The sequence below is a fragment of the Paenibacillus marchantiophytorum genome (genome assembly GCF_014640555.1).
GTDB classification, from domain to species: domain Bacteria; phylum Bacillota; class Bacilli; order Paenibacillales; family NBRC-103111; genus Paenibacillus_E; species Paenibacillus_E marchantiophytorum.
This window is the reverse complement of sequence record NZ_BMHE01000088.1, coordinates 1-13,752: the sequence shown is the minus strand read 5'-3', so window position 1 is coordinate 13,752 and position 13,752 is coordinate 1. Positions and strand designations below refer to the sequence as shown.

Sequence of the window (13,752 nt, the reverse complement as noted above, 5' to 3'; positions counted from 1 at the left end):
AAGCATCATACAGTTCATTAGATGCCCTTTGGGAGCGAAGACCTCCAAAGCAATGAAGACTGCGGTGGACGCCAATAAATAAGAGGTAAGCTTCGCTCACCCCAAAACATATAAATTCTTATATATTAAGAAAAAACCTAGCCTGGCGGCTAGGTCATCAAGTCAAGTCAACGAACCATGGGACAAGCCCGAACCCCTTACGAACTCAATACCCTTTATTCGCTCAAAATCGCCCATTCTGAAAATCTAATGAACCCCAGAAGCTCTATTACAAGCAAACGACCACCTTTCCGCCTAAAATCTACTCGATAGCGCCAATTTAGTTCATTAAATCTCCAAAGTAGCCAATTTCTCCTGTATAAGCATCATACAGTTCATTAGGTCTTCTGAAACCGAAAACCGCCATAGCAAAGAAGTCTGCGGTGGACGCCAATAAGAAACAACCTAGCCAGCGGCTAGGTCATCAAGCCAAGCCAAGTCAAGCCAACGAACCTTGAGACAAGCCCGAGCCCCTTACGAACTCAATACCCTTTATTCGCTCAAAATCGCCCATTCTGAAAATCTAATGAACCCCAGAAGCTCTATTACAAGCAAACGACCACCTTTCCGCCTAAAATCTGCTCGATAGCGCCAATTCAGTTCATTAAATCTCCAAAGTAGCCAATTTCTCCTGTATAAGCATCATACAGTTCATTAGGTCTTCTGAAACCGAAAACCGTCACAGCAAAGAAGTCTGCGGTGGACGCCAATTAAATAAGGGGTAAGCTTCGCTCACCCCAAAACATATAAATTCTTATATATCAAAAAAAACGCTCTATAAGCGGCTTATTCCAAGTTTATTATATAGTTTTCCCTACATAGAACCAGGCTTGTCTAATCTAATGATAAAGGCAAATGAAAGATAAGTTGCTTTGCACCATTTTTATCGAAATAATATCTGCTACAAGCTAATCCACTTTCTACTAAATCATTAATTTCTTTTGTAACTTCTGTTTCTGTCAAATTTGTAATAGCAGCAATTGTATCTATCGTTCTTAGTTGCTTATTTGATAATGCGTTCAATACCTTTTCACTTTTCTCTGACAAAAATTTCACCCATATACTCATTCCTTAACCTCGTTTTTTTCTATATTTTCCCACATAAAAACAATATTGTAAATATAATTTTTAAAAATAAGATTAAACACGCAGCATAGTTTTAGGTGGAATCACCAAAAAGGGTACACAATGTTCTATAATGAACGGAGCTCAGTCCGAAAGGAGTCTTTCACCAATGACGATCATCAAAACGCCATCCTCCTACCGCATCCCTCTTTTCTGCGCGGTGACCTTGCTGTTCTGGATGTCGATGTATACGAGCGTTCCTATTATGGCCCCCTATGTGGAATTTCTGGGCGGGAACCATCAGCTTGCTGGGTGGATTGTCGGGATGTATGGTATCTCGCAAATGCTGCTTCGAATTCCAGTCGGTATTATGTCAGACCGATTTCATAAACGCAAACTGTTCATCACCTTTGGGCTGTTTTTCACAGCTATTGCCGGTCTAGGTCTCTGGTTCACGCATGATTTCACATGGATCCTCATTCTGCGTGCTCTGGCCGGCGCCGCTGCGGCAACCTGGGTAGATTTCACGGTATTATTTACGAGCTACTATAAGCATGAAGATTCTACGAAAGCGATTGGCACTATTTCTTTCTTCAATTCGCTCGGCCAGGTGCTCGGTATTCTCTCGGCAGGTTGGGCTGCTGATTCTCTAGGCTGGGAAGCCGCGTTTATGTTAGGCGCCGGACTAGGTGTGATAGGGCTTATAGGATCTTTCTTCCTCGTAGAAAAGGTCGAACCCGACGCTCCAAAAATAACGCTGCGCGGCATTGGTGAGGTAGCGACGGACCGGACCTTACTGTTCGTCTCTTTACTAGCCATTCTGTCTCAAGTGCTGATCTTTGCCACTGTCTTCGGGTTCACGCCTGTTTATGCTACCGAGCTTGGGGCTGATAAATTTTCTTTATCCCTGCTCTCGTTGTTTGCCAATGTGCCTGTGGCTCTAGCTTCTTTATTCGTTGGAAGGCGTTGGGCTGCCCGCTATGGAGAAAAGCGCATGGTCGTATGGGGCTTCCTTCTTATGGGGATATTCACATTCTCAGTTCCATTCACGCATCACCTTTGGGTGCTTATGATTACTCAAGCTTTTGCCGGGTTCGGTCGGGGACTTTCCTTTACGCTTCTGATGGGAATGAGCATTAAATATATGGCTGCGGATAAGCGGGCTACGGCCATGGGCTTTTTCCAAGCGATCTATGGCCTCGGTATGTTCATTGGTCCTGTTCTCATGGGGGTTATCGGTGATTGGTTCTCGCTAAGTCAGGGATTTATTGTCCTTGGCATTCTCGGTGTTCTCAGTGCTGTTCTGTCACAATGGTTCGTTCGCAATAGTTCTTCTACGCCGCATATCAAGCCTGGAAGTTCGTCTATATCTCATTAATAACGTAGGAGGCTGTCTCAAAAGGGTCCAACCTGGAGAGCAGCCTTCTGATTATTACAAAGACTTTTGGGATGCAACTGCAGGGATTACTGGAAGAGCCTTCGTCTATTCATGCGGAGAGGAGGAGAAGCTTATTCAGGAACATGCCCTTATAGAGCGCATTTTGAATGGCGATGAGTCAGCATTTCGTGAGCTGGTTACTGCTTATCGGCACTATGTGTTCCACACGATTTATGCGATTGTACGTCATACCAAAGATGCCGAAGATTTATCCCAGGATGTATGGACCCGGATTTACTTCTCCCTCCCTCAGTACCAGAAGAAGGGTTTCAAAACCTGGATGACTCGCATCGCTGTGAATCGTGCCATTGATTTCAAACGCTCAGCCAGCAGGAAAAGAGAAGATATGACGGCTGAGATGGAAGAATCCGTACAAGCCTCGGAACCTGTTATGCTTCATCAGCATGCGGTAGAGAATGAGGTCATTATGAATGAAACCGCTCAGCTTGTACGGACGCGACTGCATCAAATTCCACCTAATTATCAAGACGTACTAACGGCCTACTATATTCAACATCAATCCTATCAAGATATTGCCGATACCCAGGGCATTACCGTTAAAACCGTCGAGTCCAAGCTTTACCGAGCCAAACAGTGGCTCCGCAAAAACTGGAAGGAGGAGGATTTCTTGTGAATCATTACGACGAGCAAGCCTGGAGGAATTACTTGAATGCGTCATTGAGCGCTGCGGAGATAGGCGCTATGGAGCATCATCTGTACAAATGCGATGAGTGTCTCGCTGTATATATGGACTGCTTGGAGATGACCTCCACGACATTCCCTTTGCTAGAACTCGATACCCAAGGGTATGTCGACGCGATTATCGCGCGAACCACGGGTACCAAGCGCTCTTGGTACCGCTCGACGATCTTGCATTATGGCATTGCGGCCGCTGCTACGATCATCTTGGTGGCTACCGGATTCTTTCATGGCTTATCTCAGGAACTCAATCCCTCTTCACTTCAGAAGAAACAAGAAATGCCCGTTTCGGACGTATGGCTTAACAAGACACTCGGTTGGCTGGATACTTTACAAAATGGCTCAAACAAAGGAGGTTCTCACCCATGAATCCCATACAAAGCAAAAGCAGCGTAACCGCCTTCCTGCTTTCTATCATCCCTGGGCTTGGCCATCTATATATGCAGCGGCTATTGCGCGCTTTCTTATATAGCGCCGGTTTTTTTGGCCCGATCTTTCTTATGTTCGTCGGTACAACTCTCACCCGTTTGCCAGAGGAACTATTAGTTATACTGGCTCTGTTCGCCGCGCTCTCGTGGATCGTAAATATGGCCGATATGATCATCTATTTGCTGAGCTCACAGCCTTATCGCTCCCCCTACGGCGGCATGCCTAATCCCTACGATCCCCAGTCGCCGGAATGGGAATCTTCTCTGCCTGTTAATCCCTATGCCAATCAGTTGAATCAGCAAGAACGGACCCGCGTCATGCTGCTCTCTTTCGTTCCAGGGCTTGGTCATTTCCAGCTTGGTCTTATGCAGCGCGGCCTGACTGCCATGGTGTCCTTCTTCGGGATCGCCATTCTCGTCTTCTTCATTACGATCATGACGCACAATCAAGGATTTGTGGCCTTTCTGCTGGCTCTGCCAGTGCTCTGGTTCTACACCATGTTCGATGCCCTCAAACAGCAGGAGCGCAAGCAAGCAGGCCTTGAACTGGTCGATCGCAGCATGTTTGATGATTTTCATCTTGGCGATGAATTTGGCCGTAAAAATCGCACCTTGGCGACCATTATCGCCATTTTTCCCGGTGCTGCTCATCTGTACCTGTCCATGAACAAGCGCGGAATTCAGCTGATGGCCATCTTCCTATTCTCCATCTATGTCCTGGATGTTCTGAGGTTGTCCCTCTTCCTTTTTCTGATCCCGATTCTCTGGTTCTTCAGCTTTTTTGATGCTTTGCAGAGCATCACGAAGTATGAGAACGGCACCTTGGTGGATAAGCCGATTATTGAGAACTGGACCGCGCATCATCGCTCCATCGGCTTCGTTCTCATTCTGATGGGCGGATATTACGTCTTCAAAGAAATTGTGACTCAGTTCATCTATCAACTGTTCCCGCATTCGAATTATATGTATTGGTTCAATAGCTTTGGCCAAACTTTAATCGTAGCGTTGATTCTAATCGGCGGCGGCATCAAGCTGCTTTTTTATCGCAAAGCTCACGCATTCCATGCTGACCCTGCGGCTGCGGATTACCACCATTTCGACATAGACGAAAAAAAGAACCCCTAAGGGTTCTTTTTTTGTCGGCGTTTTTGATTTCTTTTAAAACAAGTTACACGTAAACCTTAGGAAAATCTGCTTATAAAACACGGTAAGTGTCTTTGGCACATCCCCTCCAGCCTGATTATAACAGGTAGAAAAGTCCTCTTTGCAACGGTTGTTTCCCTTTCGCTGAATGCTCCAACGGAACCACACCTCTCTGCTTGCCGACAAATATAGTATGTCCGGCTTCCTGAATTTTAAACATAAGAAGCAAAGATTTTTTTATCAAAATAATTAAACGCCGCCGTGTCCTTCCCCATGCTGATTCGCTCTGGAATGATTGCGGTTTTTGACCTTCTTGGAGCCGGATAGCGGCTCTTGATTGCCGTTGTTGTCCCTGTTTTTGACAGAACCGTTATGAACAAGATTATCGCCAGCAGAGTATGATTTTTGTTTAGACATCGCTAACAGCCACCTCTCTAATTTTCTTCATGATTGAGCGCATCTTCATGACGATGGTCATTTACTTGCTGCTGATCTTGTTGTGCCTGATGACTGTTCACCGGACTAGCCTCGAAATCCTTCGCTACATTCTGCAAATTCTTATCGACACCTTTTTGTTTGGTCATGGTTAAGTTCCCCCTCCGCCGCTAGGCGTGTGTGACTTTCTGCAAAGCTTGCGCACACTCATGAATATGACGGATGTAGTCGTCTACCAAATTCTGCACGACATCGCCGCGTTCATCAATGTGAGTTGTTCCTTGCTGCACGTCAGTCAGCTCAACCTTAACCTCTCTGTCGTCCACGTAGGTGACTTTAAAATCGATTGTGTAGCCCGTATGACCCGCTGCCATAATATGAACCCATAGGGCATTGGAATTGGCCTCATCGGCCCACACACGTGCCTGATCGGTTGGCTGCAGCGTTGTTGGAAGTACTCTTGCCCATTCGTTTACCAATTCAGCTTGGTTGATCGTCAGCTTATCTGTTTTGCTCATAGGTAACACCTCCACATGTATAAAATGCCGAGGCGCATCGTCTTTTATCCCTCCCAAAAAATGAGGATTCAGCCAACAAAAAAAGCCACACGATTCAAAGGAATCGCATGACTTCTTAGTTGGGGTATTACCATGGTTACGGAGAGGGTGGGATTCGAACCCACGGAGACCTTGCGACCTCGGCGGTTTTCAAGACCGCTGCCTTAAACCACTCGACCACCTCTCCACGATAGGCGTCTCCCGGTAAGGAGACAACCTTGTGCAGTGACAAAAAGCATTGTAGCATGAATTCTAGGGTAGAATCAAGTGCTATTTTTTTGTGATCACTTTTATGCCATTCATGTAAGGAATAAGGACGTCCGGAACTACGATCGAACCGTCCGCTTGTTGATAATTCTCAAGGATCGCAGCCACCGTGCGACCAAGCGCCAAGCCTGATCCGTTCAATGTATGTACGAATTCCGGCTTCGCCTTCGCATCGCGGCGGAAGCGAATATTAGCTCTGCGAGCTTGGAAGTCCTCGAAGTTGCTGCATGATGAGATCTCGCGGTAAGCGCTGCTATTCGGCAGCCAGACCTCTAGATCGTACGTCTTCGCCGATGTGAAGCCAATATCGCCTGTGCACAGAGACAACACGCGGTAAGGCAGCTTCAACAGCTGCAAGACGCGCTCAGCATGCCCTGTAAGCTTCTCTAGCTCCTCATAGGAGTCTTCGGGCTTAACCAGCTTAACCAGCTCAATCTTGTTGAATTGATGCTGTCTGATTAAGCCGCGGGTATCTCTACCCGCAGATCCCGCTTCCGAACGGAAACAAGCACTGAAAGCCACGAAATTCACCGGCAGCTGATCAGTGGTTAGAATATCTTCACGGTGATAATTCGTCACCGGAACTTCTGCTGTCGGAATCAGGAAATAATCCGAATTCTGTATTTTAAATACATCTTCCTCAAACTTAGGAAGCTGTCCCGTTCCCATTAAGCTGTCACGGTTTACGATATACGGAGGCAGCATTTCTTCATAACCATGCTCATCACTGTGCAAGTCCATCATGAAGTTAATCAAAGCCCGCTCCAACCTAGCGCCAAGGCCTTTGTAGAAAACGAAACGCGAACCCGTCACCTTCGCCGCTGCTTCGAAATCCAGAATACCCAGTTCCTGCGCAACTTCCCAATGCGGCTTCACTTCATAATCGAACTGTGGAATCTCGCCAATACGGCGAAGCTCTACATTCTCTTCTTCTGTACGTCCTACAGGAACGCTTGCATGGGGCATATTCGGGATGGAGAGCAGAACCTGTTGCAAGGACTCGTCCAACACGCGAATCTCGTCATCGAGTTCTTTAATGCGGTCTCCGACGACCTTCATTTCTTGAATCAAATCATCCGCATTCTCACCGGATCTTTTGCGACCGGCAACCTCTTGCGACACGGTATTACGGCGATTCTTGAGCTGCTCCGTCTCTTGCAGCAGTTCTCTCCGCTTAACATCCAGTTCCGTGAAGCCGTTAAGTTCTTCAATCTGTTTCCCACGGTTTTGCATTGCAGCCTGTACCGCTGCCAAATCACTGCGTAGTAACTTTACATCAAACAAGGAGATTCCTCCGTTAGCGCAAAATGGTTAGAATATGGAAGCAAGCACCTTTCCCGGCACATCCGGTGAGTTCAAGGTGCTTGTCCCATTATATATGCTTGCTTTGCTGTACCATATCCAAGAAGTAGCTGTGCATACGGAAATCATCCGTCAGCTCAGGGTGGAAAGAAGCGGCAAGGAGATGCCCTTGCTGCGCCGCAACGATCTGGCCGTCATGCGTAGCCAGAACATCCACATCCGGTCCCACTTTCTCAATCAGTGGGGCGCGAATGAAGACCGCGCGAACGTTCTCGCCGATGCCTTTGATCGGCAGATCCGTCTCAAAGCTTTCGCGTTGACGCCCGAACGCGTTGCGTGCCACCGTAATATCCATCAGCCCAAGATGGGCTTCCGGCTGTCCGGTGATCTCTTTCGCGATCACAATCAAACCTGCGCAGGTACCGAAGATCGGCTTACCTGCGGCAGAGAAATCCTGCAGTGCTTCGATGAAGCCGTACGTACGCATCAGCTTGCCGATGGTCGTGCTTTCTCCACCGGGAAGAATAATGCCATCTAGGTCGGCTAACTGCTCTGTACGTTTAACAACAACGCCCTCAGCACCCGCCTTCTCAATGCCGCGAATATGCTCCGCTACCGCGCCTTGCAGCGCGAGGACCCCAATCTTCGTCATTACCAGCCGCGCTCCTGCATACGCTCGGAAGCTTGAAGCTTGGAAATTTCGATTCCCTTCATAGGGGTACCGATGTTTTTGGAGATTTCAGCGATCAATTTATAATCCGTGTAGTGCGTTACCGCTTGTACAATAGCTTTAGCGAATTTCTCAGGGCTATCCGATTTGAAAATACCGGATCCAACGAATACGCCATCTGAACCCAAGTGCATCATCAACGCAGCATCAGCAGGTGTAGCTACGCCGCCAGCAGCGAAGTTAACTACAGGCAATTTGCCTGATTCATGTACTTGCAGCAACAATTCGTAAGGAGCGCCTAGATTCTTAGCTTCAAACATCAGCTCATCCTTGGACATGCCTTGAATTTTGCGGATTTGGCCTTGAATTGTACGCATGTGACGCACAGCTTCTACGATATTGCCTGTTCCTGGCTCGCCTTTGGTACGAAGCATGGATGCACCTTCACCAATACGACGCAAAGCTTCGCCTAGATCGCGGCAACCACATACGAAAGGAACGGTAAAGTCACGTTTGTTAATGTGAAATACTTCATCCGCAGGAGTCAGAACTTCACTCTCATCGATATAATCAACGCCCAGAGACTCCAGGACTTTTGCTTCTACAAAATGCCCAATTCTAGCTTTCGCCATAACTGGAATCGAAACAACTCTCATGACATCTTCAACGATTGTTGGATCCGCCATGCGGGATACGCCGCCGGCAGCACGAATGTCAGCAGGTACGCGCTCGAGCGCCATAACTGCAGATGCACCAGCTGCTTCTGCGATTTTTGCTTGTTCAGCATTCATGACGTCCATAATGACGCCGCCTTTTTGCATTTCAGCCATACCTGTTTTAACGCGGGATGTTCCTGTTTCCATTCTTCATTTCCTCCTATACCATTTATAGGGACTTTGACGAAGTCAAAGCCTCCCTACTTCAACAATTTCATGCAGTTCCCTACACGATTCGATAGTAAACTTCTAAACAATCATTTTACATGAAGGGGGAGCATTATACAACCCATTTTCTGGGCTACGAGCCGCCTTTGACCCCTTTAAACATATCGCTGAAGAAGTTTTTGAAGGAGCGGAACAACAGTCGAATCCAACTGCCTTTTTGAACATCGTCATCGGCTATAAGATCAACCGTTTTTTCTTGGCCATTGTAGCTTACTTTTACTTTTCCAAGAGCATCGCCCTTCGTAATCGGAGCCACCAGCTTGCTTTCTTCAACCGGTACCGCGGTTATTGTGAAATCAGTATCTTTCGCGCCTTTTTTGGCGATGAACGTCAGTCCTGTTTTGGTCACAAGAGGAACTTGGGTTTGAACGCCTTTCTTAATGTTTACGATTTTCAAAGAATCTATTTGCTGCTTCGCATTAAGGAACGGTTTAATTTCAAAATTATTAAAACCATAGTCGAGCAGCTTCCTTGTTTCGTTAAAACGCTCCGGCTCTGTTTTGGTCCCCATCACAACCGTGATAATACGCATGCCATTCTTTTCGGCAGTTCCTGTGAAGCAGTATCCAGCATCGTCGGTTGAACCTGTTTTCAACCCATCCAACCCTGCATACGCATATTTTTTCAAATTAGTATTCGTCTGATTGCCTTCCAGCATCCAGTTCCAATTGATCATTGGCGTCTTATCTGTAGGTCTAAGTTTCAAAGATGGAATTTTCGTGAATTCAAGAATTTCCTTATGATCTTTGAGGATATTATAAGCAAGAATAGCCGCATCGCGCGCTGTCATTTTGGTCTCACCCTCAATAGAAGCGGGAGGATTTTTGAGATCGGCACGGGAAAGTCCTGTAGCGCTAATGAAATGAGCTTTGTCCGACATCCCAAGTTGCTTAGCTTTCTCATTCATCATTTTGGCAAAATTCTCTTCCGTCCCTCCCAGCAATTCAGCAAAAGCCACGGAAGCATCATTCGCAGAATAGATGGACATCGCATTAAACATATCTTTGAACGTCAGTGTTTCATTTTCAGCAATAAGCTGTCCGGATCCAATAACGTCTGCGGCATTTTTAGTTGCTGTTACAGGGGAATCCCACTTGAACTTGCCTTCCTTAATGCTTTCCATCGCCAAGTACTCTGTCATCATCTTCGCCATACTTGCCGGCGGGAAAGCTTCATCCGCATTCATCTCATAAAGAACAGTGCCTGTGCTAGCTTCCATGACGATGCCAGACTTAGCCGAAATTTTTGGCTCATTGGACGCAGTAGCTGGCGTTGTTGTAGCCGCTGGAGCCGTCGTTGCTGCCGGTGTTTTGGTATCCGCGGCATACGTTGGCTGTATATGTAAAAGTAAGGATTGAGCAATTATACTAACACCTAACACCAAAGCAACCTTTTTCTTTGTAAAACGTAAAAATCTCACAATTCCACTCTCCCTAGCGATATAATGACCGTTTATATTGTAACACACCCCATTAGACAAAAAAAAGAAGACGTAGGTTCAATTCCCACGCCTTTAAATTTTAGCGAATTATGAAACTTACATGGAGTAGTTTGGAGCCTCTTTTGTAATTTGAATATCATGCGGATGGCTCTCTTTCAGACCCGCCCCCGTAATTCGAATAAATTGCGTATCGTGAATCAACTCAGGAATGTTTCTCGCTCCACAATACCCCATACCAGAACGAAGTCCGCCCACCAGTTGATAGACAGTATCGGCCATAGGACCTTTGTAGGCTACGCGCCCCTCAATACCCTCAGGAACAAGTTTGCTCTCATTCTCTTGGAAATATCGGTCTTTGCTGCCTTCTTTCATGGCTCCCAAGGAACCCATACCGCGATACACTTTGTATTTACGGCCTTGGAAAATCTCCGACTCACCCGGGCTCTCATCCGTTCCCGCAAAAAGACTACCAATCATCACAGCGCTAGCTCCAGCCGCGATCGCCTTCACCACATCCCCAGAATACTTGATCCCGCCATCTGCTATGATGGGAACGCCGAATTCCGCCGCAGCTTGCGCGCAATCATAAATTGCCGTAATTTGAGGAACGCCAATCCCTGCGATAACGCGTGTTGTACAGATGGAACCAGGCCCGATGCCTACCTTCACCATGGATGCTCCCGCTTGAATGAGATCGCGAGTACCGTCACCCGTGGCTACATTACCTGCGATAATAGGAAGCTCCGGATATTGGCTTCTTAGCTTTTTAACCGTTTCAGCAATATTAATATGATGGCCGTGCGCGGAATCTACCACGATAACATCAATACCAGCTTTCACAAGCGCAGCAGCGCGTTCAAGGACATCTTTGGACACACCTACAGCTGCGCCTACCAACAAGCGGCCCTGAGCGTCTTTTGCCGAGTTAGGGAACTGAATAGCCTTCTCAATATCTTTAATCGTAATTAATCCTTTAAGCTCAAAATTATCATCAACTAGCGGCAATTTCTCAATTTTGTGCTTTTGAAGAATACCTTCTGCCTGCTGAAGTGTCGTTCCCACCGGAGCCGTGACCAGATCTTCCTGCGTCATTACTTCCTTGATCTTGATTGAATAATCATGAACAAAACGCAAGTCGCGATTCGTCAGAATCCCTACCAGCTTATTGGCATCATTCACAATCGGCACACCTGAAATCCGATATTTCGCCATTAATTCTTCTGCATCATAGACATGGTGCTCAGGCGTTAGGGAGAAAGGATTCGTAATTACCCCACTCTCTGAACGCTTCACACGGTCCACATGCTCAGCTTGCAGGTCAATCGTCATATTCTTATGAATAATCCCGATACCGCCCTCACGAGCCATAGCAATAGCAAGCGACGATTCCGTCACTGTATCCATAGCCGAACTAATAAACGGAATAGTTAATTTCACATGAGGCGCCAGAACTGTTGAAACGTCGATCTCCTTACCGAACACTTCAGATTTTCTCGGCACCAACAACACATCATCAAATGTTAAGCCTTCCTTACCGAACTTGTCTTCCCTCACAACACCTATTCCTCCTTAGAACTTTCGATTGGCATAGCTTTTGCCGTAAGCTGCTGCTCATTCATTTTTGTATATGATTGCAATCTTAACAAAAGCCTATTTTTCGTGTCAAGGAAAAGGACCCCTCAGAAGAAACTCATCCCCCTGAATAAGACGATTCCGTTAACGATAGGAGTATATACTGTTGGAGTTCCACAATAGGAATTGTTCCACGCCATGTTCCTTGGCTGCTTTTATTTGCTCGTTCACATCTGCCGCGCCGTAGGTCTTATGAGGCTTTACCCAAGTTGCCGTAAAATCCTGATACCAGGGTCTAATTTCGGCCACATGGCTAGCCGCTTGCGCTAGTTGTTGATTCTTTCCCTTCGCATCGCTGATTGCTCTACTAATGATCGCATACGGCTGCAAATCGGGACTCTTGACGCCATAGATGCCGCTTGTGTAGTGAGAGGGATACAGCATAGGCGAAATATAGTTGACCTGCTTGCTGATTCTGGCCCAATCCTGCCCGATTCCCATATCATTATCTGAGGATGTCGTTAAACCGAATACATCGGCTGACAAATACGCCCGTTGTCCGATCTTCTCCTTGGCTCTCTGCAAAAATGATTCGATGACCTGCGCCTTCGTCAACTTGTTCGGGTTATCGAATTGAACTTCGCTATCAACTTTCTTCCCATTCTCGGGGAATCTCACGTAATCGAACTGAATCTCGTCAAAACCAAGCGCAGCTGCTTCCTCCGCTAACTGAATATTATAATCCCACACTTCTTCTTTATAAGGATCTACCCAGGCAATTCCCTTATTATCCTTCCATACACTGCCGGAGTGACTTTTCATCGCTAATCCGCTTTTTTGCTTCCCCAAATAGGGATCTTTAAAAACTACAATTCGAGCAATCGAATATATATTCTTATCCTTCAACCTTTGCAGCTTCGCTTTCAAATCATGAATAATGACATGGCTATTCGCTCCAATTTCATTAACTACGGGGATCGTGGAGGGATATGTAACTTGCCCTGAATCATTTTTCACATCAATGACCATCGCGTTCAAATCGGTTTGTTCCACCAGCGTTAGCAACTGCTCGAACTTATTGCCTACAGCTGACCAGGCTGACACGTAAATTCCCTTTACGACCTGCTTCGCTGGCAGCTGCGGCTGTGCAGGAACATCAACCATCGGTGCTTTCGCTGCCGGTAATGGCACAGGCAGGGCGTTTCCTAGTCCATTGAGGCTTCTCAACGGATTGGGATCATCTTTGACGGCGTCTATCTTCGCCGAACAACCGCTAATCCCTTGCATCACCAAAAATAATAAAAGAAATGTACTTATCCCTTTCATAGGTCCTGAACTTCCCATACCAATCCCTCCTCATAGGGCTAGTATGGTTTATTCCACGCTTTTGTACTGATGTAAAAAAAAGAGTCTTCTTGGAATTTCTTCCAAAAAGACTCTTATAGTTGCTTGGCAACGTTCTACTCTCCCAGAACCCTGCGGTTCAAGTACCATCGACGCTGGAGGGCTTAACGGTCGTGTTCGAGATGGGAACGCGTGGGTCCCCTCCGCCATCATCACCAAACAGTCAAAGCGTGATTTGCGCCTTGAAAACTAGATACGAAACGTGCGTAAAGTTAGGATTTCTTAGGTTTGAAACTGAGAGACTTTAATCTACGATTAAAGATCCCTATATTAGGTTAAGCCCTCGACCGATTAGTATTCGTCAGCTGCATACGTTGCCGCACTTCCACCTCGAACCTATCAACCTCG

The 13,752-nt window shown here is 46.6% G+C and carries 14 protein-coding genes, 1 tRNA gene and 1 rRNA gene; 4 read left to right on the top strand and 12 right to left on the bottom strand.

The features are described 5' to 3' along the window. Positions 1-873: 873 nt before the first annotated feature. A complete protein-coding gene (locus tag IEY34_RS35270) occupies positions 874-1,107 on the bottom strand; it encodes a hypothetical protein (protein WP_189020810.1) in 234 nt (77 codons plus the stop codon). A gap of 166 nt (positions 1,108-1,273) precedes the next feature. On the opposite strand from IEY34_RS35270, the gene IEY34_RS35265 reads away from it, so the two are divergent. Genes IEY34_RS35265 through IEY34_RS35250 form a run of 4 tightly spaced genes read left to right on the top strand, consistent with a single transcriptional unit; the run spans position 1,274 to position 4,794 of the window. Beyond that, a complete protein-coding gene (locus IEY34_RS35265) occupies positions 1,274-2,482 on the top strand; it encodes an MFS transporter (protein ID WP_189020808.1) in 1,209 nt (402 codons plus the stop codon). Next, the gene (locus IEY34_RS35260) at positions 2,379-3,176 is read left to right on the top strand and encodes an RNA polymerase sigma factor (protein WP_229758018.1); all 798 of its coding nucleotides are present in this window, start codon (positions 2,379-2,381) and stop codon (positions 3,174-3,176) included. The genes IEY34_RS35265 and IEY34_RS35260 overlap by 104 nt, the downstream gene beginning before the upstream one ends. Further along, positions 3,173-3,610: a hypothetical protein gene (locus tag IEY34_RS35255; RefSeq protein WP_189020806.1), complete on the top strand. Its 438-nt coding sequence runs from the start codon at positions 3,173-3,175 to the stop codon at positions 3,608-3,610. The genes IEY34_RS35260 and IEY34_RS35255 overlap by 4 nt, the downstream gene beginning before the upstream one ends. Continuing rightward, the gene (locus IEY34_RS35250) at positions 3,607-4,794 is read left to right on the top strand and encodes a hypothetical protein (RefSeq protein WP_189020804.1); all 1,188 of its coding nucleotides are present in this window, start codon (positions 3,607-3,609) and stop codon (positions 4,792-4,794) included. Before IEY34_RS35255 ends, IEY34_RS35250 begins: the two co-directional genes overlap by 4 nt. Before the next feature lie 267 nt (positions 4,795-5,061). Here IEY34_RS35250 and IEY34_RS35245 read toward each other — a convergent pair whose 3' ends face one another. The 11 genes from IEY34_RS35245 to rrf form a co-directional block, all read right to left on the bottom strand. Then, positions 5,062-5,229: a small acid-soluble spore protein P gene (locus IEY34_RS35245; protein ID WP_189020802.1), complete on the bottom strand. Its 168-nt coding sequence runs from the start codon at positions 5,227-5,229 to the stop codon at positions 5,062-5,064. Between the two features lie 17 nt (positions 5,230-5,246). Then, the gene (locus IEY34_RS35240) at positions 5,247-5,396 is read right to left on the bottom strand and encodes a hypothetical protein (RefSeq protein WP_189020800.1); all 150 of its coding nucleotides are present in this window, start codon (positions 5,394-5,396) and stop codon (positions 5,247-5,249) included. Positions 5,397-5,417: 21 nt separating this feature from the next. Then, entirely contained in the window at positions 5,418-5,765 is a 348-nt protein-coding gene (locus tag IEY34_RS35235; RefSeq protein ID WP_189020798.1) for a hypothetical protein, read from the bottom strand. A 139-nt stretch (positions 5,766-5,904) separates the two neighbouring features. Beyond that, positions 5,905-5,991: transfer RNA gene (locus IEY34_RS35230), tRNA-Ser, on the bottom strand. An 83-nt stretch (positions 5,992-6,074) separates the two neighbouring features. Further along, positions 6,075-7,355: a serine--tRNA ligase gene (serS, locus tag IEY34_RS35225; protein WP_189020796.1), complete on the bottom strand. Its 1,281-nt coding sequence runs from the start codon at positions 7,353-7,355 to the stop codon at positions 6,075-6,077. 88 nt (positions 7,356-7,443) lie between these two features. Then, the gene (pdxT, locus tag IEY34_RS35220; RefSeq protein WP_189020794.1) at positions 7,444-8,025 is read right to left on the bottom strand and encodes a pyridoxal 5'-phosphate synthase glutaminase subunit PdxT; all 582 of its coding nucleotides are present in this window, start codon (positions 8,023-8,025) and stop codon (positions 7,444-7,446) included. Continuing rightward, positions 8,025-8,906: a pyridoxal 5'-phosphate synthase lyase subunit PdxS gene (gene pdxS / locus IEY34_RS35215; protein WP_189020792.1), complete on the bottom strand. Its 882-nt coding sequence runs from the start codon at positions 8,904-8,906 to the stop codon at positions 8,025-8,027. Before pdxS ends, pdxT begins: the two co-directional genes overlap by 1 nt. A 154-nt stretch (positions 8,907-9,060) precedes the next feature. Beyond that, positions 9,061-10,407 (bottom strand): D-alanyl-D-alanine carboxypeptidase family protein, encoded by a 1,347-nt coding sequence (locus IEY34_RS35210; RefSeq protein WP_229758017.1) that lies wholly within the window; start codon positions 10,405-10,407, stop codon positions 9,061-9,063. A 117-nt stretch (positions 10,408-10,524) separates the two neighbouring features. Then, positions 10,525-11,982 (bottom strand): IMP dehydrogenase, encoded by a 1,458-nt coding sequence (gene guaB, locus IEY34_RS35205; RefSeq protein ID WP_189020790.1) that lies wholly within the window; start codon positions 11,980-11,982, stop codon positions 10,525-10,527. 162 nt (positions 11,983-12,144) lie between these two features. Further along, positions 12,145-13,344, bottom strand: coding sequence for a putative glycoside hydrolase (locus tag IEY34_RS35200; RefSeq protein ID WP_229758016.1), 1,200 nt, complete (start codon positions 13,342-13,344; stop codon positions 12,145-12,147). A gap of 103 nt (positions 13,345-13,447) precedes the next feature. Then, positions 13,448-13,564: ribosomal RNA gene (gene rrf, locus IEY34_RS35195) — 5S ribosomal RNA — on the bottom strand. Positions 13,565-13,752: the final 188 nt, after the last annotated feature.

Bases quoted from the DNA above. Each gene is read 5' to 3' on its own strand.
- IEY34_RS35200 (WP_229758016.1), bottom strand. From the start codon at position 13,344: ATGGGAAGTTCAGGACCTATGAAAGGGATAAGTACATTTCTTTTATTA.
- IEY34_RS35240 (WP_189020800.1), bottom strand. From the start codon at position 5,396: ATGACCAAACAAAAAGGTGTCGATAAGAATTTGCAGAATGTAGCGAAG.
- IEY34_RS35235 (WP_189020798.1), bottom strand. From the start codon at position 5,765: ATGAGCAAAACAGATAAGCTGACGATCAACCAAGCTGAATTGGTAAAC.
- IEY34_RS35265 (WP_189020808.1), top strand. From the start codon at position 1,274: ATGACGATCATCAAAACGCCATCCTCCTACCGCATCCCTCTTTTCTGC.
- IEY34_RS35245 (WP_189020802.1), bottom strand. From the start codon at position 5,229: ATGTCTAAACAAAAATCATACTCTGCTGGCGATAATCTTGTTCATAAC.
- IEY34_RS35250 (WP_189020804.1), top strand. From the start codon at position 3,607: ATGAATCCCATACAAAGCAAAAGCAGCGTAACCGCCTTCCTGCTTTCT.
- pdxS (WP_189020792.1), bottom strand. From the start codon at position 8,906: ATGGAAACAGGAACATCCCGCGTTAAAACAGGTATGGCTGAAATGCAA.
- IEY34_RS35270 (WP_189020810.1), bottom strand. From the start codon at position 1,107: ATGAGTATATGGGTGAAATTTTTGTCAGAGAAAAGTGAAAAGGTATTG.
- pdxT (WP_189020794.1), bottom strand. From the start codon at position 8,025: ATGACGAAGATTGGGGTCCTCGCGCTGCAAGGCGCGGTAGCGGAGCAT.